This window comes from Streptomyces sp. NPDC003042, assembly GCF_053591315.1.
In genome coordinates, this window is sequence record NZ_JBSFTP010000018.1 from 67452 (window position 1) to 90783 (window position 23332).

Below are 23332 nucleotides of genomic sequence, written 5' to 3' on the forward strand. Positions count from 1 at the left end.
GTAGAGAACGTACGCACACATCCGCGCACCCATGGGTACGCGAATTCCTTAGAGTAGCCTTACCTAACCATCCGACCATCTCCGCGGAGGTACCGCATGCGCGATGGAGGACCCACCGGGGGCCATGTCCTGCGGCGGACGATCGGTGGCCAGCGCCGCCGCGTGACCGGGGCATCGCTCCTCGGCATGGCCCACCAAGGCTGCGAGGCGATGGTTCCCGTCGTCATCGGCGTCATCATCGACGAAGCGGTGGCGACCGGTTCCTCCGGAGCCCTGCTGCGCTGGCTCCTCGTACTCGCCGTCCTCTTCTTCGTCCTGTCCACCTGCTACCGCACCGCTGCCAGGATCACCGACGGGGCCGGTGAACGGGCCGCACACCGGTTACGGCTCGACCTCGGCGCCAGGGTGCTCCACCCCGGAGGCGGAGCGGACACGGGCCGGCTCCCCGGCGAACTGACCGCCGTCGCCACCGGCGACACCGCCCGGGTGGGCGCGGTGGCGGCCGCATTGCCGTACGGGATCTCGGCCCTCGCCGGACTGGCCATCAGCGCGGTGGTACTGCTCCGGATCTCGGTACCGCTCGGCCTGCTCGTCCTGCTCGGCATCCCGCCCCTGTTGTGGCTCGGCCACCGGATCAGCCGACCCCTCGAACAGCGCAGTGAGGTCGAGCAGGAGCGCGCCGCGCACGCCTCCGGCGTCGCCGCCGACCTGGTCGCGGGCCTGCGGGTACTCAAGGGCATCGGCGCCGAGCAGGCTGCCGTGACCCGGTACCGGCGGACCAGTCAGGACTCACTGGCGGCGGCGCTGCGGGCCGCCCGGAGCCGGGCCTGGCACGATGGCGCGATCCTCACCCTGACCGGGATCTTCATCGCGGCCATCGGGCTGGTCGGCGCGTACCTGGCGATGCGGGGCACGATCAGTGTCGGCGAGCTGGTGGCGGCGGTCGGACTCGCGCAGTTCCTGCTCGGGCCGTTCCAGCTGCTGACCTACGTCAACGCCGAATTCGCGCAGGGGCGCGCCTCCGCCGACCGCATCGCGGAGGTACTGACCTCCTCCCCCGCCGTCACAGCGGGCTCGGCCGCGACGCCCGATCCGGTCGCCGGACGGCTCCGGCTGCGCGGCGTCACGCACGGCGCGCTGCGGGGACTCGACCTGGACATCGCCCCCGGAAGCCTGGTCGGCCTCGTCGCCAGGGACCCGGCCGTGGCGACCGACCTGCTGCTGTGCCTCGGCCGGGAACTCGACCCCGCGGAAGGGGCGATCGAGCTCGACGGCGTATCCCTGTCCGAGCTCGACCCCGACGGCGTCCGACGCGCGATCCTGGTCGCCCACCACGACGCGGCCCTGTTCGAGAGCACCCTGCTCGACAACGTACGGGCCCCAACGGAAATCGATACAGCGGAAATCGATACAGCGGACGGCGATGCGGCGGACGTCGAGCCCGCGCTGGCCGCCTCGGCGGCGGACGACGTCGCTCGGGCCCTGCCCCGGGGTGCGGACACCCCGCTCACCGAGCGCGGACGGTCACTGTCCGGCGGACAGCGTCAGCGGGTCGCGCTGGCCCGGGCGCTGGCCGCGGACCACCCGGTGCTGGTCGTCCACGACCCGACCACCGCTGTCGACACGGTCACCGAGTCCCGCATCGCCGCCCGCCTGAGGGAGCTGCGCCGTGGCCGCACCACGATCCTGGTCACCACCAGCCCCGCCCTGCTCGCCGTGACCGATCGCGTCGTCGTGCTCGAAGACGGCGCCGTGAGCGCCGACGGCCGCCATCCGGAGCTCGTCGCCACCGACGAGGCGTACCGCTCGGTGGTCCTGACATGACGGCTGTGACCGACGACGGCGCGAGCGCCGACGACATGAACGACGAAGGGCGGACGATGAGCGCGACCAGCGCGCCGGATCGCGCACTCCTGCCGATCGCCACCGGCGCCCAGACCCTTGCCGTCGTCGGCGCGTTGCTGCGCCGCCACCGGCCGCAGGCGGTGGCCGCGGTGAGCGTGCTGGTCGTCGGAACCGGCATCGGGCTGCTGACCGCCCCGCTGCTCGGCCATATCGTCGACCTGGTCGTCGAGCGGCGGGGCCCCGGCTCGCTGACACTGCCGATGGTCCTCCTCCTCGCGGTGGCGGTGGCACGCGGCATCGCGACCGCGGCCGGCACCTCCCTCGTCGCCCGGCTCGGCGAGAGCGTCCTCGCGAGCCTGCGCGAGCGGTTCATCGAGCGGGCGCTGCGACTTCCCCTCGAACGCGTCGAAGACGCCGGCTCGGGCGACCTGACCTCTCGCGTGACCGGCGATGTGACCCGGATCGCGAAGGCGGTACGCCAGGCGCTACCGGAGTTCAGCGGTGCCCTTCTCACCATCGTGCTGACACTGGTCGGGCTGGCTGTCCTGGACTGGCGCTTCCTCCTCGCCGTGCTGCTGGCCATGCCGGTCCATGTCCTCACGGTCCGGTGGTACATGCCGCGCGCCACCCCCTTGTACGCCCGGCACCGAGTGGCGACCGGCGCCCTTCAGCACCAGCTGCTCGACAGCTTCGGGGGCGTGCGGACCGTACGCGCGTTCCGGCTGAACGGACGGCACGCCGAACTCCTCGAACGGCGGTCGCAGGAATCCGTCGACCTCGCGCTGCGGGGCATCCGCCTCGTCTCGGGTTTCTTCTCACGGCTCAACCTGGCCGAGTTCGTCGGTCTGGCAGCGGTCCTGTTCACCGGGTTCATCCTGGTCGACAACGGCTCCGTGAGCATCGGTACGGCGACCGCGGCGGCCCTCTACTTCCACAGCCTGTTCAATCCCATCAACGCCGCGCTCTTCCTCCTCGACGACGCCCAGTCCGCCGGCGCCAGCCTGGCCCGCCTGGTCGGCGTGTCCGATCTGCCCGATGAGCGCGAGCCGGACCGGCCCTCCGTACCGGTGGACGGCTCCGTCAAGGTCTGCGCGCTCAGCCACGCCTACGTGCCCGGACACCCGGTGTTGCGCGAGGTCGACCTGGAGGTGCGCAGCGGGGAGCGGGTGGCCCTGGTCGGCGCGAGCGGGGCCGGCAAGACCACCCTGGCGAAGCTGATCGCCGGTGTCCACCAGCCGTCCGAGGGCGTCATCACACTCGGCGGTGTCGATGCCGGGGAGCTCGGCCCCGCCGGCGTCCGGCGGGCGGTGACACTGATCAGCCAGGAAGTCCATGTGTTCGCCGGGCCGCTGGCCGAGGACCTGCGGCTGGCCCGGCCGCAGGCCACCGACGGGGAACTGCGGGCCGCGCTCACCCGGGTCGGCGCCCTGGCCTGGGCCGAGGCGCTGCCCGACGGGCTCGCCACGGTGGTCGGCGACGGCGGGCACCGGCTCACGGTGACCCAGGCCCAGCACCTGGCTCTGGCCCGCCTCGTCCTCGCCGACCCGCCGGTCGCCATCCTGGACGAGGCCACCGCGGACGCCGGCAGCGCGGGCGCCCGCGTCCTGGAGACGGCCGCGCTTCAGGCACTGGAAGGACGTACGGGCCTGGTGGTGGCCCACCGGCTCCCGCAGGCCGCGGCGGCGGACCGGGTCGTCGTCCTCGACCAGGGCCGGATCGTCGAGACCGGTACGCACCAGGAGTTGGTGGCCGCCGGCGGGCGCTACGCCGATCTCTGGGCCGCATGGTCCAGCACCCGGCGCAAGCCCCACGACGGGGTACCGCAGGTGGCCGCGGAGTCCTGACCGTCGGCGCCCGTCCCACGGGGCCGGCCCGGGGTCCGCCCCGAGGCCTGCCCCGGTTCCGGCCGGGTCAGTTCTGCCGGGCGATCAGGCTCGCAGGCCGCAGGTCCGTCCAGTTGGCCTCCACGTAGGCCAGGCAGGCGTCCCGGGTGTCCTCGCCGAAGACGGTCCGCCATCCCGCCGGCACCTCGGCGAAGGACGGCCACAGCGAGTGCTGGTCCTCGTCGTTGACCAGGACCAGGAAGCGGCCCCGCGGGTCCTCGAACGGGTTGGTGCTCATGCGTTCTCACTCCTCATGGACATGATGGTGAACAGCTCGGAGAGCGGCTGTCCGGGGTCGGCCGCCACATGCCGCAGCAGCACGTGGAGTTCGTCGGCGAGCTGACCCGCCTTGGCCGGGCCGAGCACGTCGGTCGCGTGGACGAGCTCGCAGTGCACCGGCCCGTCGCCGCGCGGCTCGTAGAAGCTGAGGGTCAGCTCCGCCTTCGCCGAACCGGTCGGCACGGCGTGGAAGGAGCCCATGCCGCCCTCCAGTTCCCCCAGGTCGGCCTGCTCGTGGTGGATCACCATGACCTGCGGTCCCTCGGGGGCGAGGCCGGTCGCGCGGGCGACCTGGTCGAAGGGGACGTCCTGACGGTCCAGGGCGCTGAGTGTCGTCTCCCGTACCCGGGCCAGCAGTTCGGCGAAGGTCGGGTCCCCCGCCGTGTCGGTGCGCAGCACGACGGTGTTGAAGAAGCAGCCGACCAGATCGGCCAGCTGGTCGTCGCCGCGGCCGGCGACCATCGTGCCGATCGGCAGGTCGGTGCCCGCGCCGTGGGCGGTGAGCAGGGCCGACAGTGCCGCGTGCAGCACCATGAACATGCTGGTGCCGGTCTCCCGGGCCAGCTCGTCCACGTCGGCGTGGAGTCGCTCGTCCAGGACGAATCCCACGGAGTCGCCGCCGTGGCCGTGCGGGCCGGGTGCGGCGGGTCGCGGGCGGTCCGTGGGCAGCGCCAGCGCGCTCGGGATTCCCTCCAGCTTCTCCCGCCAGTACGCCAGCTGCCGCCCGCCCGGGCTGCCGGGGTCGGTGAGGTCGCCCAGCACCTCGTGCGCCCACCGGGTGTAATCGGCGTACGTCACGGGCAGCGGCTCCCACTCGGGCGTCCGGCCCCGCTCCCGGTCCGCGTACGCGGTGGTGAGATCGCGGAACAGCGGCACCACCGACCATTCGTCCGCGGCGAGGTAGTGCAGGGTCAGCAGCAGTGCCTGGGCGCCGTCGGCGCCGGTGAGCAGCCGGGCCCTCAGGGGGGCCGCCAGCGTCAGGTCCATCGCCTGGGCGGCGAGTTCGGCGAGGCGGGCGTCCAGATCGGCACACCGCTCCTGCCGCAGGACCGGGGGCCGCGCGGCCTGCTGGAACACGGCTGAGTCCCGTTCGGTGAACAGGGTGCGCAGCGGCTCGTGCCGTGCCACCACGTCACCGAGCGCGGCCTCCAGCACGCCGGCGTCCAGAGCGCCGGGTGAGCGCAGGACGAGGGCGTGGTCGGGGCCCGCGTGCCGCTCGTACGACGCCCACTGCCACCGCTGTACGGGGGCGAGCGGCAGGGCGGCGTCGCCGTCCGCCCGCCGCCCGTCCGCCCGCCGCCCGTCCGCCCGCCGCCCGGCCGGGCGCAGCGCGGGCCGGGCGGCGGACGCACCGTCGAGCTTGGCCGCGATGCCCGCGACGGTCAGCGCGTCGAAGACGTCGCGGATGCTCAGCTCGACGCCGAACTCGGAGCGGATCCGGCCGAGGAGGCGCATCGAGGCCATCGAGTGGCCGCCCAGCGCGAAGAAGTTGTCGTGGACGCCGACCGTCTCCAGCTTCAGGATCTCGCCGAACAGCTCCGCCAGGCGGGCCTGTGTCGCCGTGGCCGGGCGGGCGTCACCGGTCATCCCGGACCAGTCTGGAGCGGGCAGCGCCTTGTGGTCCAGTTTGCCGTTGGGGGTCAGCGGCAGCGGGCCGTCGAGCGGCACCACGAGGGAGGGCACCATGTACTCGGGCAGCTCTCCGGACACGTACGCCCGGATCTCCTGCGGGTCGAGCGTGCCGTGCTCCGGGACGACGCCGCTGCGGTCCGTCACGACGTAGGCGACCAGCCGGACGATGTCGCCGTCGCGGTCGGGCACCACGGTGGCCTGGCTGATGCCGGGGTGCCCGGCGAGCGCGGCCTCGATCTCGCCGGGTTCGATGCGGAAACCGCGGATCTTGACCTGGTTGTCGACCCGGCCGAGGAAGTCCAGGTTGCCGTCCCGACGCCAGCGGGCACGATCTCCGGTGCGGTACATCCGGCTGCCGGGCGGGCCGTACGGGTCGGCGACGAACCGCTCGGAGGTGAGCCCGGACCGGCCGAGGTAGCCTCGGGCCAGTCCGCGTCCGGAGACGTACAGCTCACCGACGACACCGGGCGGTACGGGCGCGAGGCGGTCGTCCAGGACGTAGCACACCGTGTTGGGGTCCGGGATGCCGATCGGCACGCGGCCGCCCGGCCGGACGCCTGCCCGCCGGGACGGCCGCGAGCGCCAGAGCGTCGAGTTGACGGTGGCCTCGGTCAGTCCGTACGCGCAGATCAGGTCGGCCGTGGCGCCGAACCGCTCGAAGAGGTCCGGCGGCACGGTCTCGGTGCCGACCAGGATCGTCGATCCTCCGGGCAGTTCGCAGCCCGCGGGCAGGGCCGACACCAGGGACGGCGGCAGGATCATGTGGCTGATCCGGTGGTCCGCGAGGAAGTCGGTGAGCGCCGGTCCGGCGACGCGCGCCTCGTCCGATATGAGCACGAGCCGGCCGCCGTGGCAGAGGGCCATCGAGAGTTCGAAGACGAAGACGTCGAAGCCGATCGAGGCGAACTGAAGCACCCGGCTGTCGCGTTCGAGACCCATCCGGTCGACCGCCGTGGCGACGAGACTGGAGATGCCCTCGTGCGGGAGGACGACGCCCTTGGGGCGGCCGGTGGAGCCGGAGGTGTAGATGACGTACGCGGCCTGGTCCAGGGCGACCGGCGGTCCGGGCCGCGCGGACGCTGACAGCTCGGACAGCCCGGCCAGTTCGGTGACGATCCCGGGGGCGTCGAGCAGGATCACGGGTACGCCCGCCACGTCGGGGATCTTCCCTGCCACCGGCTCGGTACCGACCACGACGGCCGCCCGGGAGTCCTCGATCATGTAGCTGAGCCGGTCGGCGGGGTGCACCAGGTCCAGCGGCAGGAAGGCGGCACCGAGCTTCAGCACGGCCAGCACCGTGGCGATCACGTCGATCGAGCGGGGCACGGCCACGCCGACGACGCTCTCGGCGCCGACACCGTGTGCGGCCAGCAGTCGTGCTATCCGGTGGGACCGGGCGTCCAGCTGGGCGTAGCTGACCTCGGTGGACCGTTCCACGACGGCGACGGCATCGGGCTGTTCGGCGACGAGCCGGCCGAACAGGGCGGGAAGCGTGGCCTCCTCGACTTCACGGGCGGTGGCGTTGAAGGCTTCCAGGACCAGAGGGCGTTCGTCCGGGGCGAGTACGCCGATCGCGGAGACGGGCTGCTCGGGTGCGGCGGCGACGGAGGCGACGAGAAGCCTCAGGCGCTCGGCGAGCCGCTCGGCGGTTTCCTCGTCGAACAGTTCGGTGGCGAACTCCAGGCGGCACACGAGCGACCCGCTGTCGCCGTCGGACGCGCTGTGTTCGGTGAAGCTGAAGACGAGGTCGAACTTGGCCGAGCGGATCCGGAACGGCACGTACTCCACGTCCAGGCCGGCCAGGCCCAGCTCGCCCTCGTTGCGGTGGTGGTAGCCGACCATGACCTGGAACAGCGGGTTCCGGGAGAGCGAGCGGGTCGGGTTCAGCTTCTCCACGACGGACTCGAACGGCACGTCCGCGTGGGAGAAGGCAGCCAGGTCGGTCTCGCGGACCCGGGCCAGCAGCTCGCTGAAGCTGGGGTCGCCGCTGAGGTCGGTGCGCAGTACGAGCGTGTTGACGAAGAAGCCGACCAGGTCGTCCAGGGCTTCGTCACCGCGTCCGGCGATGGGCGAGCCGAGCGGAATGTCGGTGCCGGCGCCCACGCGGTGGAGCAGGGCGGCGACGGCCGCGTGCACCACCATGAACATGCTGGCGCCGCTCTCCTTGGCCAGCCGCTTCAGCCCTTGGTAGGCCGGGGTGTCGAACGCGATGTCCAGTTCGGCACCGGTGAAGGCCGGGCGGGCGGGACGGGGACGGTCGGTGGGCAGCTCCAGTTCTTCGGGCGCGCCGTCCAGGGTGGTGTGCCAGTAGTCCAGCTGGCGGGCGGCCAGGCTCTGCGCGTCGGACGGGTCCGCGAGCAGCCGCCGCTGCCACAGTGCGTAGTCGGCGTACTGGACCGGCAGCGGCTTCCAGTGGGGTGCCGTACCGGACCGGCGGGCGGCGTAGGCGGCGGCCAGGTCGCTCAGGAACGGCCGGTCCGACCATTCGTCGGTGCTGATGTGGTGCAGGAGGACGACCACGACGTGTTCGTCGGGCGCGACCTCGATGACGGTCGCCCGGAGCGGCAGCTCGGCGGCCAGGTCGAAGGGGCGGTTGACGGCGGCGTCGACGAGAGCGGCCACCTCGTCCTCGCCGGCGCGCAGGTGTTCCACCTGCGGGCGGGCCCGCTCGATGGGCAGGACACGCTGGTACGCCTGCCCGTCGCACTCGGTGAACACCGTACGCAGGGCTTCGTGGCGGACCGTCACATCGGCGAGCGCCGCCCGCCACGCTTCCACGTCGAGAGTGCCGAACAGCCGCATGACCAGCGGGAAGTTGTAGGCGGCCGACGTGCGCTCGATCTGCTGGATGACCCACAGCCGCTGCTGCGCGTGGGAGAGCGGCAGCTCGTCCGGCCGCTCTCCCGCAGTCAGGGCCGGGCGCCGCGCGGCCTGCGATCCGGCCGCGCGCTCCACGAGTTCGGCGACGGTCCGGGCCTCGAAGAGGTCGCGGATGGCCAGCTCCGCCGAGAGGGCGGTGCGGGCCCGGCCGATGAGGCGGGTGGCGAGCAGCGAGTGGCCGCCGAGCTCGAAGAAGTCGCTGTCGATGCCGACGCTGCCCTCGGCGAGGCCGAGGACCTGGGCGAAGAGGGCGCGGAGGGTCTCTTCCTCCGGCGTCCGGGGGGCCCGGCTGGTGCCGGGTCCGGCGAAGTCCGGGACGGGCAGCGCCTTGGCGTCCAGCTTGCCGTTGACGGTCAGCGGCAGGGTGTCGACGGCCATCAGGGCCGCCGGGACCATGTACTCGGGGAGCGCTGCCTTGAGGTGGTCGCGCAGGCTCTGGACGAGTGCCTCGCCCGGCTCGGCGGTCGCCTCGGGCACGACGTAGCCGACCAGGCGCTGGGTACCGGCCTTCTCCGACACGACGACCGCGGCGTGGGCCACGTCGCGGTGCCGGGACAGGGCGGTGGAGATCTCGCCGAGTTCGATCCGGTAGCCACGGATCTTGACCTGGTCGTCGGTGCGGCCGAGGAAGTCGATCAGGCCGTCGGGCCGCTGCCGTACGAGGTCGCCGGTGCGGTACATCCGCTCGCCGGGCGCCCCGAACGGATCCGCGACGAACCGCTCCGCCGTCAGGCCGGGCCGGTCGTGGTAACCGCGGGCGAGGCCGGTGCCGGCGATGTACAGCTCCCCGGGGCAGCCGGGCGGAACCGGGCGCAGCATCGCGTCGAGCACGTAGCCGCGGGTGTTGCGGATGGGGCGGCCGACCGTGGGCGTCGGGCTGTCGAAGGTGGAACCGCCGAGGGTGTTGATCGTGTACTCGGTGGGCCCGTACAGGTTGTAGCCGTACGTGCCCTCGGTGTCGGCGAGGCGGGTCCAGACGGTGTCGGACACGGCCTCGCCGCCGAGCAGGACCAGGGCCGGGCGGTGCTTGCCCGCGGCGTCACCCCGGCCGTCCGCCTGGTCGAGGAGGCCTTCCTCGATCAGCAGCTGGGCGTAGGTGGGTGTCACGTTGACGACGTCCACCCGGTGGCGGTCGCAGTACGCCACCAGCGCCTCGGCGTCGCGGCGCAGCTCCTCGTCGCAGACGTGGACCTCGTGGCCCTCGACGAGCCAGAGCAGTTCCTCCCAGGACATGTCGAAGGCGAAGGAGACGGTGTGCGCGATGCGCAGCCGCCGTCCGCCCGCCGAGGCGATCGCCGGGTCGAAGACCTCCACCTGGTGGTTGAGCCGCATGTTCGTCAGACCGCGGTACGGGGTGACGACGCCCTTGGGCTTGCCGGTCGAACCGGAGGTGTAGATGACGTAGGCGGGGTGTTCCAGCCGGTCGGGCACACCGTGCGCGAAGGCGGGGCGCTCGGCATCGGAGATCTCCTCACCGGGAAGAGCGGCGAGTTCGGCGGTGACGGCCGGGGCGTCCAGGGCGATCTCGGTGGCGAGCGGGCCGGACGCGGCGCGCAGGGTCGGGGCGACGGCGGTCGTGGAGAGCAGGCACAGCGGACCGGTGTCCTCGACCATCAGGCGGAGCCGGTCGGCCGGGTGGTCGAGGTCGAGCGGCAGGTAGGCGGCGCCGGTGCGCAGTACCGCGAACAGGGCGACGACCATCTCGATGGAACGCGGTAGCGCGAGGGCCACGGTCCGCTCCGGGCCGGCCCCGCGGGCCAGCAGCAGCCGGGCCACCCGGTTGATCCGCGCGTCCAGTTCCGCGTACGTGAGGGCGGTGTCGCCGAAGACCAGGGCGACCGCGTCCGGCGTACGGGCGACCTGCGCGGCGAGCAGGTCGGCGACGGTCTCGTCGGGGACGGGCTCGTGGCCGGCGGCCCATGCCGAGGTCAGCGCGGCCCGCTCGTCGGGCAGCAGCAGGTCCAGGGTGCCGACCCGCGCCGACAGGTCACCCAGAAGGCGTTCGACCAGGGTCCGGTAGCGGTTCAGGGTGGCGGCGGCCTGGTCGTCGTCGATCAGGTCGGGCCGGTACTCCAGTTTGAGCCGGACCTTCTCGGCCGGGTTGACGATGAGGGTCATCGGGTAGTGGGTGGCGTCGACGCTGCCCACCCCGGTGATGCCGTGCCGTTCGGTCAGTTCGCGGAAGGCGCCTTCGTCGGCGAAGTTCTGCAGCACGTACAGGCTGTCGAAGAGGACGCCGTGGCCGCCGGCCCGCTGGAGCTCGGCCAGGCCCAGGTACTCGTGGTCCATCAGGGCCGTGCGCTCGGACTGCACCCGGCGCAGCAGGTCCGCGACGGTCTCCTCGGGGCGGAGGGTGACCCGAAGGGGCACCGTGTTGAGGAACATGCCGATGGTCGTGTCGGCGCCGGGGACGTCGGCCGGGCGGCCGGCGACGGTGGCGCCGAACACCACGTCGTGGCGGCCGACGGCGGCGGACAGGACGAGCGCCCAGGCGGCGGACAGCACCGCGTTGATGGTCAGGCCGTGTTCGCGGGCGGTGCCGCGCAGCCGGTCGCTGAGGGCGGCGCCCAGGTCGAGGGAGTGGCGGCGCGGGATCGTCGGTTCGCCGCCCCGGCCGCCGGCCACCAGGGTCGGCTCGTCGAGTCCGGCCAGGGCCCGGGTCCAGGTGGCGCGGGCGGCGTCGAAGTCCTGCCGGTCGAGCCAGCTCAGGTAGTCGCGGTAGCTGCCGGGGGTGCGCAGCCCGGAGTCGTCGCCGTCCGCCGCGTACAGGTCGAGGAGTTCGTCGAGGAACAGGGACTGGGACCAGCCGTCCCAGGCCACCAGGTGGTGGCTGAGCATCAGGCGGTCGGTGTGTTCGGTGAGCCGGATCAGGTGGAGCCGGAACAGCGGGGGCCGGTCGAGGTCGAAGCGGCGCAGCCGGTCGGCGTCGGCGATCTCGGCGAGCCGTGCCTGCCGCTCCCGCTCGGTCAGGCCGGTGAGGTCGGTCTCGGTCAGCGGGACCGTGATCGCGTCGGCCGGGCCGACGAACTGCACGGGCGCGGGCAGGCCGTCGCCGGTGATGCCGGCGCGCAGGCTGGGGTGGCGGGCCAGCAGCGTCGCACAGGCGGCGCGCAGCCGCTCGATGTCGAGGCGGTGGCCGAAGTCGAAGCGGTCCTGTGCCGTGTAGACGTCCAGGGCGGAGGTGTCGTAACTGGCGTGGAAGTGGATGCCCTCCTGCAGCGGCGACAGCGGCCAGATGTCGGTGACGGGGACCTGGCTGACGCGTTCGACCCGGCCGATGTCGGCCTGGGTGAGGCGTACCAGGGGCAGGTCCGAGGGGGTGAGGGCACGGGCCGAGGGGCCGGACCGGTCTGCCTGCGCGATGAGTTCGCGCAGCGCGGCAGTCCACGCGCGGCCGAGCTCCTGTACGTCCTCCTCGGTCAGCGCGCCGCCTTCGGGCCGGGTCCAGGTGGCCCGGAGTTCGGGGCCGAGCGGGGTGTCCGCGCACACCGCGTTGATCTGGAGCGGGTACGGCATGGCGAGGTCGGCGTCCGGTTCCACGGACAGCGCGTCGGCCTCGGCCGCGGGGGCCCAGTCGCGGGCCTGCTCGGCGGGGAGCCGCCCGAAGTAGTTGAACAGCACCTGGGCGGTGGACAGCTGGGCGAAGACGGGCGCGAGCTGCGGGTTGAGGTAGCGCAGCATTCCGTATCCGGTGCCGGAGTCCGGTGCGGAGCGCACCGCCTCCTTGACCAGCTTGAGCGCGTCGAGTGCGGCGGCGCCGGCGGCGGGGAGACGTACGGGGTGCAGGCTGGTGAACCAGCCCACGGTGCGCGACAGGTCCAGGTCGGCTGCGTCGCGCCCGTGGCGTTCGAGGTCCACGAGCAGGTCGCCGTCCCGCTCACCGCGGCGGCGGGTGACCGCGAGGCGCAGTGCGGCGAGCAGGACCTCGGTGACATCGGCGCCGGCGGTGGCGGGGACCGAGGTCAGCAGCGCCTGGGTCTCCTCGGTGGACAGGGACACGGTGTGCTCCCGCGCGGATCCGGTCTTCGCGTCGCGGGTGGCGCCCGGGAGCAGCTCGGCGCCGGGCGCCAGGGTCCGGGCCCAGTACGGGAGTTCGGCCTGCCGCTGCGGGGAGGTCGCCTGCTCCGCGAGGTCGCGGGCGAAGCGCCGCAGCGAGGAGGGTACGGGCTCCAGTACGGGCTGCCGCCCCTGCGAGACGGCTTCCCACGCGGCGGCGAGGTCGCCGAGGAGCACGCGCCAGGACACGCCGTCGACCACCAGGTGGTGGACGACGAGCAGCAGTCGTCCGGGCTCGCCGGTGCCCGCGTCGAACCAGACGGCCTGGAGCATGGCGCCGGTGTCGGGGTCGAGGCGGCCGGCCGCGCGGTCCGACTCCTCGGTGATCAGGGCGCGCAGGGCGCTCTCGTCGAGACCGGCCGCGTCGACGCGGCGCAGCAGGGCGGCCGCGTCGACCGAACCGGCCGGGCTGGTCGCCGCGGACCAGAGCGCGGGGATCGCCGGGCCGAGGTCCATGCGGGTCAGGGTGAGGCGCAGGCCGTCGTGGTGGTCGAGTACTGCCTGGATGACCTGGGTCAGCGTGCCGGTGTCGGCGGCGGCGGGCGCCTGGAGCAGCATCGACAGGTTGAAGCGGCCGATCGGCCCGCCGTCCTCGCGCAGCTGGTGGACGATGGGGAGCAGCGGGATGTCACCCACACCGTCGGTGTCGGCCGGGGGCGCGGCCACGGCGTCGTCGGTGCCACCGGCGGCTGCCGCGAGTACGGCGGGGGTGCGGTGCTCGAAGACGTCCCGGGGGCTCACCGACAGACCGGCCTTGCGGGCCCGGCTCGCCACCGACATGGACAGGATGCTGTCCCCGCCGAGCATGAAGAAGTCCTCGTCGGCGTCGACCTCGTCAACGCCGAGCACCTCGGCGAAGATCGCGCAGAGCTGCCGCTCACGGCCTTCGCGCGAGGTACGCCCGGCCTTGCGCCGGACCTGGGGCGTCGGCAGCGCCTTGAGGTCGGTCTTGCCGCCCGGGGTGAGGGGCAGCGCGTCGAGCGCCACGAAGTGGCTGGGCACCATCGGCGCCGGCAGCGCGCCGGCCAGAGCGTCGCGTACGGCCTCGGTGTCGAGACTGTCCGCGCTCGCGCCCACGGCCGGGACCAGGTAGGCCACCAGTTGCTTGACTCCGCGGTCGTCGTCGCGGGCGACGACCACCGCATCGCCGACGGCGGGTACGTCCCGCAGCCGGGCTTCGATTTCCCCGGGTTCCACTCGGTTACCCCTGATCTTGACCTGGTGGTCGGTGCGCCCGAGATACGTGAGCACGCCGTCTCCACTGAACTGGACCATGTCTCCGGTGCGGTACATCCGCGTGCCCGGACCGCCGAACGGATCGGCGACGAATCGCTCCGCGGTGAGCGCGGTGCGTCCGTGGTAGCCGCGGGCGAGTTGCGCGCCCGCGATGTAGAGCTCTCCCGGCTCGCCCGGCGCCACGGGGCGCAGGTACCGGTCGAGGACGTGGAGTCGGGTGTTCCACACCGGGCGTCCGATGGGCACCGTGCCCTCTTCGCCCGGTTCGGCGCCCGCCTCCCAGCTGGTGACCTGGATGACCGCCTCGGTGGGCCCGTAGACGTTGAAGAGGGGCACACCGGTGCGTTCCCGCCAGCGCCGCGCGAGCGGGACCGGCAGTGCCTCTCCCCCGCTGAACGCCCTGCGCAGGCTCGCCCACCAGGGGGCGCCCTCGACGTCCTCGGCCAGCAGCGCCGTGTACAGCGAGGGCACCAGGTCGACATTGGTGACCTGCTCGGCGCGGATCAGCTCGGCGAGGTACGCCGCGTCGCGGTGGCCGTCCGGCTTCGCGATCACGACGGTGCCGCCGGTCAGCAGCGGGACGAAGATCTCCTGTAGGGAGGGGTCGAAGCCGGTCGAGTACTGGTGCAGTACCCGCTCGCCCGGTCCGAACCCGAACCGCTCGGCGGTCCAGGCCAGTTGGCCGGCCACGGCCTGGTGCGGGACCACCACGCCCTTGGGCAGGCCCGTGGAACCCGAGGTGTAGATCAGGTACGCGGCGCTGTCCGGGTGGACGGGTGCGAGAGCGGCACCAGCGGGAACGGGCACCTCGCTCTCGCCGACGAACACCGGGGTGACGCCGTCCAGGCCGGGCAGCCGTGCCCAGGACGCCTCGGTGGCGACCACCGTGCGGGCCCCGGAGTCGCGGAGCATGTGGCGCACCCGCTCGGCCGGGTAGTCCACGTCGACCGGCAGACAGGCCGCACCGGCCTTGAGTACGCCGAGCAGGGCGACCAGGGTCTCGGCCGAGCGCGGGACGGCGACGGCCACGACGGACTCCGCGCCCACACCCCGGGCCGCCAGCCGGTGCGCCAGGGCCTCGGCCCGCGAGTCCAGTTCGGCGTAGGTCGTACGTCCGCCGTCGTGGACCAGGGCGATCGCGTCGGGCGTGCGGCGGACCTGTTCACCGAACGCCTCGTGCACCGTGCCCGCGGGCAGTACGTGATCGGCTCCCGCGAGGCGGTCGAGCGTGTCGCGCCGCGCGTCGGCCGACCGCACGGCCACCCGGGCGACGGGCAGTTCCGGGTCGGCGATCACTTGGTCCAGCAGTGCCCGTAGGCGGTCGGCGAAGCGTGCGGCGGCCTGGGCGTCGAGGCGGGTGGGATCGTGCTCCAGCCGCAGTCGGAGCCTTCCCCGCACTCCGTCCGGGGAGACCCCGTGCCCGGGGAGCACCGTGAGCGCGAGGGGGTAGTGCACCGCGTCACGGACGTGCGATCCGGTGATCCGGATACGTCCCCCGGGATCGGTCGGCTCGCCCGCGTCGGGCAGGTTCTCCACCACGACCAGCGCGTCGAAGAGTTCGCCGCGTCCGACGGCCCGCTGGATGTCCGCGAGTCCGATGTGCTGGTGGTCCAGCAGTTCGGCCTGACCGTCCTGGAACCGCGCGAGGACCTCGGTGAGCGGCTGCTCGGGTCGCCAGCTCAGTCGTGCGGGAAGGGTGTTGATGAGCAGGCCGACCAGCGTCTCGATACCGTCGACGGGGGCCTGTCGGCCGGACACCGTGGTCCCGAAGACCAGGTCGTGGGAACCGACGACATCGCCGAGCACCAGGCCGAACGCGCCGTGCACGACGGTGCTCAGGGTCAGCCCCAGCTGCCGGGCCCGCTGCGTGAGCGCCGCAGTGTCCCGCGCGGACAGTTCGAGGGTGACCCGGCCGGTCTCGCCGGGGTGCGCGCCCGCGCGGAAGGGCAGCCCGGCCGGAGTGTCGAGCCCGGCCAGCGCCTCCCGCCATGCGTCGCGGGCCTGTTCCCGGTCACGGTCGGCGAGCCATCCGGCGTACGCCCGGTAGGTCGGATCGGATACGGACGGCTCGGCGGCGGCGCCGGGCCGGTAGCCGTCCAGCAGCTCCCGCAGGACGAGCGAGACGGACCAGCCGTCGACGACGATGTGGTGCATGGTCAGGACCAGCAGGGAACGCTGCTCGGCGAGCCGGACGAGCGCGGCCCGCATCAGCGGCGGGTTCCCGAGGTCGAACCCCCGGTCCCGCTCGGCTGCCGCCACTTCCTCGACGGCGGTGGACTGCCTTGGCGCGTCGAGACCGGACAGGTCGGTGAAGCTCCAGGGCAGCTCGACGTGTTCGGCGATGACCTGGAGGACCTGCCCGTGCGGGTGCTGGCGGAAGGCGGCGCGCAGCAGCGGGTGACGGTCGAGCAGCCGCTGGGCGGCGGCCCGCAGGGCCTGCGGGTCCACGTCGCCGGCCAGGTGGAGGGTGTCCTGCACGGCGTAGCCGTCCGTCCCGCCCCCGTCCATGGCGGCGTGGAAGAAGAAGCCCTCTTGGAGCGCGGTGGCGGGTACGACGTCGAGGAGATCTCCGAGGCCGGCGGTGAACTCGGCCCGCTCCGAGTCGGCCAGGGAAACGAGGGAGAACGGCTCGGGTAATCCCATGGCCGTCCGCGACGTCGGCTCCGCGCCCCCGGTGGCGCGGGCGAGCGCGGCGACCGTGCGGAGGCGGAACACCTCGCGGGGGCTGATGGCGAGTCCGGCCGCCCGGGCACGGGTGACCAGCTGGATCGCGACGATGCTGTCCCCGCCGAGCTCGAAGAAGCTGTCATGGACGCCCACCGAGGGAAGACCGAGGACCTCGGCGAACAAGGCGGCGAGGGCGGCTTCGGCCGGGGTCGTCGGCGCCGCGTCACCGGTCATGGCCGTCCACCGCGGCTCGGGCAGCGCCCGGGTGTCGAGCTTGCCGTTGGGTGTCAGCGGCAGCGGTCCGTCCAGGCGTACGACGACCGAGGGCACCATGTGGTCGGGCAGCGCCTGCGCCACCTCCGCCCGCGCGGCGGTCACGGCCGCCTCGGCGTCCCCGGCGCTGTCCGCGACCAGGTAGGCCACGAGGCGCTTCACCGCGCGGTGGTCGTCCCGTACGAGGACCGCGGCCTGGGCGATGTCCGGGCAGGCCATGAACGCGCTTTCGATCTCGCCCGGTTCGACGCGGTGGCCGCGGATCTTGATCTGGCCGTCGGCGCGGCCGAGGAAGTCCAGGTTGCCGTCGGCGCTCCAGCGGACGCGGTCGCCCGTACGGTACATCCGCGCGCCGGGGGCGCCGTACGGGTCGGCGACGAACCGCTCCGAGGTCAGCCCCATCCGGCCGAGGTAGCCGCGGGCCAGGCCGCGCCCGGCGACGTACAGTTCGCCCTCGACGCCGACCGGAACGGGGCGCAGGGCCGAATCGAGCACGTAGCAGCGGGTGTTGGGGTCGGGGACGCCGATCGGCGCGGGGCCCGGCCGGTCCGGCTCGGCGCACCACAGTGTCGAGTTGACCGTCGCCTCGGTCAGGCCGTAGGCGACGACGATCCGCAGCCGGTCGGCCCAGCGGGCGATCAGTTCGCTCGGTACCGCCTCGGTTCCGACCACGAGGACGGCGCCCTCGGGCAGTTCGCAGTCCTGCGGCAGCGCCGAGACGAGCGAGGGCGGCAGGATCATGTGGGTGGCGCGGTGGGCGGCGATGTAGTCCGTGAGGGCCGGCCCGGCGACGCGTCGCTCGGTGGGGACGATGATGATCCGGCCGCCGACGCACAGCGACATGATCAGGTCCCAGACCGTCACGTCGAAGCCGACGGAGGCGAACTGCACGACCCGGCTGTCCGGGCCGATGCCGATGCGGTCGGTGGCCGTGGCGATGAGGCTGCCGACTCCGTCGTGGGAGACCACCACGCCCTTGGGGCGGCCGGTGGAACCCGAGGTGTAGATGACGTAGGCGGCCTGGTCGAGTGGGATGGGCGGGCCGAGGTCCGAGCCGTCCGGCGCGGCGCGTTCGGCTGCCGTCGCCGGGTCGTCGAGCAGCACGTGCCGTACGCCGGGGACGGCCGGAAGGTCGCCGGCCGGCTCGCGCAGGGTCACGACGGTCCGCGCGCCGGCGTCGGACAGCATGTAGGCGATCCGGTCCCGCGGGTGGTCGGCGTCCAGCGGCAGGTACGCCGCCCCGGCCTTCATCACGGCCAGCAGGGTGATCACCAGCTCGGGCGAGCGCGGGAGGGCCACGGCGACTACGTCCTCGTGGCGCACACCGCGTGCGACGAGCAGCCGGGCCAGCCGGTTGGCGGCGGTGTCGAGTTCGGCGTACGTCAGCTCGCGGTCCTCGCAGACCAGTGCGACGGCGTCCGGCGAGCGGTGGGCCTGCCGCTCGAAAGCGGCGGGCCAGGACAGTTCGGGGACCTCGCGCGGCGCGCTCCCGAACTCCTCCAGGAGCCGGTACCGCTCCTCGTCGGAGGTGAGTTCGATGTGGCCGATGGGCCGGTCGGGCGCCTCGGCGAGGGCCTCGACGAGGGCGTCCAGGAGGATGCCGAAGCGGCGCTGGTGGCTGACCAGCGCCTGTTCGTCGCACAGGTCCGCGTCGGCGTCGAAGAGGATGCGTACGGCGCCGCGCACGGACTCGCCGACCGTGACGGCCAGGTCGCTGACCGGGCCCATCCACTGGGGGCGCAGATCGCAGGTGTGGTCGCCGAAGCGCATCCTGCCGGTGCCCGGCAGGATGTTGACCGTGGGGCCGACGAGCTCCGCGACGCCCTCGACCAGCCCGAGGTCCTTCGCCAGGTCCTCGGCGCGGTAGCGCCCGTGCTCGACCGTCTCGGCGATCCGGAGCCGTACCTCGTCCACGAGTCCGGCAGCGGTCATACCCCCATCGACGCCCAGGCGCAGCGGGAGGATGTTGGACAGCATGCCGGGGACGGCCGCCGTCTCGGGGTCCTGGCGGGTGGTGACCGGCAGGCCGAGAACGAGGTCCTGCTCGCCGGTGACCCGGTGCAGGTAGGCGGCCACGGCCGCCACCAGCAGCCGGGACGCGCGTACGCCCGTGGCCGCCGCGGCGGCCCGCAGCCGGGCGGTGTCGCGCTCGGACAGCTCCGTGGTGCGCCGGTGGCGCCGGGCGATCAGCGCCCCGCCACGCTCGACCAGGCGGACCGGCTGCGGCCGGTCGGCCATTCTGCCGAGCCAGTACGCGCGGTCGGCCTCGTACTGGTCGGAGCCGCGGTAGGCCTGCTCGGAGTCGACCAGCCGGGTGAGCGCCCAGTCGACTCCACCGGCAGGCTCGCCGGTGCTGTAGATCTCACCGGCCCTGCGGGAGAGCACGGCCACGCTCACGCCGTCGATGACGATGTGGTGGTAGCGCTGGTACCACAGGACGCGGTCGTCCGCGAGGCGGATCAGCGCATACGCGAACAGGGGACCGTGTTCGAGGTCGGCGGGACGGCTCCGGTCGGCCTCCATCCACTCCCACGCCGCGCCCTCGGGATCCGTCGTGTCCCGCAGATCGACGGTGGGGACGTGCACGGGGAACCGCGCCGGGCTCTGGCGCGCGGCCCCCTCCTCGGCGCGGACACGCACGTGCAGGCAGTACGTCTCCTCGGCCACCTGCCGCACAGCGGCGGTCAGGCGGTCGAGGTCGACGTCACCGCGCAGTTCCAGGGTGAACGAGACGTTGAAGGCCGAGCTGTCCGGCTCGATCCGCTGGGCAAGCCAGATCCCGGCCTGCCCACCGGTGACGGGTATCCCGGCGGCGGATGTCCGGTCCGGCTCGGCGTCAAACATCGTTCGATCGGCCTTTCCCTGGTGCTGCGTCAGTGGGGAGTCGTCGTTACTTGATGGCCTCGAGCATCGGCACGACCTGGTCGATGGCGTACGGGATGCTCAGCACCGTGTTGAAGGACAGCGCGGCGCCGATGTCCGGGCTGTCGTACGGCAGGAACAGGTCCCGCTTCTCCTGGTGGACCTTGGTCTTCTGGTAGAGCGGGTCGGCCTTCATGGCCTTCTCCGTGTCGGGGGTGCCCAGCCACACCGTCCGGTCGGCCTCCATCACGTCGAGGCGCTCCACGCTGAGGTCGGCGATGTTCTCCTTGCCCAGCGCGGTGCGGTAGGCCTCGGAGGTGGTGAAGCCCATCTCGCCCAGGAAGATGACCTTGGGGTCCTTGGGCGAGAACGCCGAGAACTTGCCCGGCTCGTAGGGCTCGCCGACGGTGACGGTCTTGCCCTTCCACTCGGGGTGCTTGTCGCGGACGGCCTTGAAGCGCGCGTCGATGCCGGTGATCAGTTTCTCGGTCTCGGCGTCCTTGCCCAACGCCTTGCCGATCTGCTTCGTCATGTCCTGCCAGGGTGCCTGGTAGTCCTCGTGGCCCTTGGGCTGGGCGACGACCTTGGCGATCTTCGACAGGGTGTCGTACTGCTCCTTCTTCATGCCCGAGTACTGGGCGATGATCAGGTCCGGCTTGAGGGCCGCGATCTTCTCCATGTTGTACTCGTCGCGCTCCCCCACGATCTGCGGCGGCGTGGAACCCCACAGGTCCTTGGTCCACGCCCACTTGCCGTACGGCTCCTCCTTGAACCAGTTCACCGAACCGACCGGCTTGACGCCGAGCGCCAGCACCGCGTCCTGATCGGACAGACCCAGGGTCACTACCTTCTTCGGCTCCGCCGCGATCGTCGTGGAGCCGTACTTGTGCTCGACGGTGACCGGGAAGGCCGCGGACTTCACGCCCGCCTCACCGGACGGCTTCGACTCCGTCTTCTCGGCGCCACCACCACAGGCGGCGAGCGCCAGCACGGCGACGGTGGCGACTGCCACGCGGGGGACGTTTCCGGCGATCCTCGCCGGCGCGGGGCGTGTACCAGTGGACACGGGTGTTTCCTTTCACGGGGTTTCACGGTGCTGCCGCACCCGCCCGGCGCAAGACGGCCACCGGGCAGGCGAGGTGGTGGGGGGAGGCCGCTAGCGAGGTGCGCTGACCTCGTCGGCGGCGTTCCGGGGCCGGACGGGGGCGGACTCCTGGCCACGGTCCACGATCGACTCGACGATCTCGCCGACCCTGATGGCGGTGTTCGACAGCAGGGACGAGGTGATGCCGTGCGTGTGCTCGGTGCCGCCCTGCAGGTAGATGCCGCACCGCAGCGCGGGATCGGTCGTGACGCGGTAGTCGCGCTCGACGCGGACGCGGCCCTCGTCGTCGCGCCGGCAGTATCCCTCCACCTCGCCGAGCAGGCCGAGGGCATCCGCGGACCGGTAGCCGGTGGCGTACACGACCACATCGGCGTCCAGGGGAGTCCTCTCGCCGGTGACCAGCGACTCGACCGTGGTACGGACCTTGTCGGAGGTCTCGACGACGTCGGTGAGCCGGGACACCTTGAGGAAGCGGAGCCGCTCGGCGCCCAGGACCTTCTCCCGGTACGCCTGGCGGTAGAGGTCCTCGATCAGGTCGATGTCCACCACGGAGTAGTTGGTGTTGCCGTGATAGCCCATCAGCTTGCGCTTGATCTCGTCGGGGGCCGTGAAGTACTCGTCGACCGCACCCGGATCGAAGATCTGGTTGGCGAAGCTGCTGTCGTCGGCGGGGCTGTAGCCGTAGCGGGAGAAGACGGCGCAGACCTCGGCTTCCGGGAAGCGCCGGTGCAGGTAGGCCACGTTCTCCGCGGCGCTCTGACCGGCCCCGACCACGATGAACCGGGACGGCTGGGCTCCGTCCATCTCCTCCACCCGTGCCAGCAGGTCGGAGTTGTGCCAGATCCGCTCGGTACGGTCGACGCCCTCCGGCATCCGAGGCCGCAGACCGGTGCCGATCACGACGTTGCGGGCGCGGTGGACCACCAGCTCCGACCCCGAACGGGCCGTCACGTCTAAGTACTCGACCGCTCCGTCTCGCATGACAGGCCGCACGGAGACGACCTCGTGCCCGTAGGACACCATGTCGTCCACCTTGGCCGCGGCCCACTCGAAGTACTCGTGGAACTCCACCCGCAGCGGGAACAGGTTCTTGTGGTTGACGAAGTCGATCAGCCGGCCCTTGCTCTGCAGGTAGCAGAGGAAGCTGAACTCGCTCGTGGGATCGCGCAGTGTCACCAGGTCCTTGAGGAAGGACACCTGCATGGTCGCGTCGTCGATCAGCATGCCGCGGTGCCAGCCGAAGCGCGGTTGCCTCTCGAAGAAGTGAGCAGTGACCGCCTCCTGCCTGCCGACGCGTGCGTTGCGCTCGCTGAGCGCTATCGCCATGGCCACATTGGACGGCCCGAAGCCGATTCCTATGAGGTCGTGGATCAGTGGTGGGTCGGCAGGAAGAGCCTGTGACATGTCACTCCCATCGTGTGGGGCAGCCGCTTGTCAGGCGCTGGAAAATACGGAACCAGGGCACACCAACAGAACGGCGGCCGAGTCCAACTTAGGTAAAGCTAACCTGATCCGATAGGCCTGTCGACGGGACGAAACGGACAGGCGATTGCTCGAGGATCTTCAACACGGCCTGAAATAGGCGCCGTTGCGGGCTTAGGTAAGCCTTGCTTTACTGACCGCGGTCCATCACTGTTCTGAGGAGGAACCCCATGCGGGTCGTCATGTTCGGTTATCAGACCTGGGGGCACCGCACCCTGCAAGCTCTCCTGGACTCCGAGCACGACGTGGTCATGGTCGTGACACATCCCAAGAGCGAGCACGCGTACGAGAAGATCTGGAGCGACTCGGTCGCCGACCTCGCCGAGCAGCACGGCGTTCCCGTACTGATACGCAACCGCCCCGATGACGAGGAGCTGTTCACGCGGCTGAAGGAAGCCGACCCGGACGTCATCGTCGCCAACAACTGGCGGACGTGGATCCCGCCGCGCATCTTCAACCTTCCTCGCCACGGCACGTTGAACGTGCACGACTCGCTCCTGCCCAAGTACGCGGGCTTCTCCCCGCTGATCTGGGCTCTGATCAACGGGGAGCCCGAGGTGGGCGTCACCGCGCACATGATGGACGACGAGCTCGACGCCGGCGACATCGTGGTGCAGCGCGCCGTGGCGGTCGGCCCGACGGACACCGCAACGGACCTGTTCCACAAGACCGTCGACCTCATCGCCCCGGTCACGGTCGGCGCGCTCGGCCGCATCGCCGCCGGCGAGACCGAGTTCACCCGGCAGGACCGGTCGCGGGCGAGCTTCTTCCACAAGCGGTCCGCGGAGGACATCCGCGTCGACTGGACCTGGCCGGCCGCAGACCTCGAACGGCTCGTGCGCGCCCAATCCGCCCCCTATCCGAGCGCGTTCACGTACCACAAGGGCAAGCGCCTGGAAATCCTGGCCGCCGTCGTCTCCGAAGGCCGCTACGGCGGCACCCCGGGCCGCATCTTCTACCGCGAGGGAGAGGGCGTGGTGATCGTCGCCGGTGCCGATGCCCGCACCGGCCGCAACCACGGCCTGGCCATCACCCGGGTGCGCACCGCGGACGGCGAGGAAATGCCCGCGACCGACTACTTCACCTCGATGGGCGGCTACCTCACCAGCCGTCCCTGACGATCAAGGGGTCA

The 23332-nt window shown here is 72.3% G+C and carries 7 protein-coding genes; 3 read left to right on the top strand and 4 right to left on the bottom strand.

The window, feature by feature from the left end; genetic code table 11:
- Positions 1 to 96 precede the first annotated feature (96 nt).
- Together ACWDYJ_RS12975 and ACWDYJ_RS12980 are read left to right on the top strand one after the other, a co-directional pair.
- Complete coding sequence (locus ACWDYJ_RS12975; protein WP_451565565.1) at positions 97 to 1824, top strand: ABC transporter ATP-binding protein; 1728 nt, start codon at positions 97 to 99, stop codon at positions 1822 to 1824.
- Entirely contained in the window at positions 1821 to 3689 is a 1869-nt protein-coding gene (locus ACWDYJ_RS12980; RefSeq protein ID WP_451565566.1) for an ABC transporter ATP-binding protein, read from the top strand. The genes ACWDYJ_RS12975 and ACWDYJ_RS12980 overlap by 4 nt, the downstream gene beginning before the upstream one ends.
- Before the next feature lie 67 nt (positions 3690 to 3756).
- Here the strand turns inward: ACWDYJ_RS12980 and ACWDYJ_RS12985 are convergent, their stop codons facing one another.
- The 4 genes from ACWDYJ_RS12985 to ACWDYJ_RS13000 form a co-directional block, all read right to left on the bottom strand.
- A complete protein-coding gene (locus ACWDYJ_RS12985) occupies positions 3757 to 3966 on the bottom strand; it encodes an MbtH family protein (protein ID WP_451565567.1) in 210 nt (69 codons plus the stop codon).
- Positions 3963 to 19595, bottom strand: coding sequence for an amino acid adenylation domain-containing protein (locus ACWDYJ_RS12990; protein WP_451565568.1), 15633 nt, complete (start codon positions 19593 to 19595; stop codon positions 3963 to 3965). The genes ACWDYJ_RS12985 and ACWDYJ_RS12990 overlap by 4 nt, the downstream gene beginning before the upstream one ends.
- A 46-nt stretch (positions 19596 to 19641) precedes the next feature.
- Entirely contained in the window at positions 19642 to 20625 is a 984-nt protein-coding gene (locus ACWDYJ_RS12995; RefSeq protein ID WP_451565569.1) for an iron-siderophore ABC transporter substrate-binding protein, read from the bottom strand.
- 144 nt (positions 20626 to 20769) lie between these two features.
- The gene (locus ACWDYJ_RS13000) at positions 20770 to 22122 is read right to left on the bottom strand and encodes a lysine N(6)-hydroxylase/L-ornithine N(5)-oxygenase family protein (RefSeq protein ID WP_451565570.1); all 1353 of its coding nucleotides are present in this window, start codon (positions 22120 to 22122) and stop codon (positions 20770 to 20772) included.
- A gap of 248 nt (positions 22123 to 22370) precedes the next feature.
- Here ACWDYJ_RS13000 and ACWDYJ_RS13005 point away from each other — a divergent pair, with 248 nt between their 5' ends.
- Complete coding sequence (locus ACWDYJ_RS13005) at positions 22371 to 23318, top strand: methionyl-tRNA formyltransferase (RefSeq protein ID WP_451565571.1); 948 nt, start codon at positions 22371 to 22373, stop codon at positions 23316 to 23318.
- The last annotated feature ends 14 nt before the right edge of the window (positions 23319 to 23332 follow it).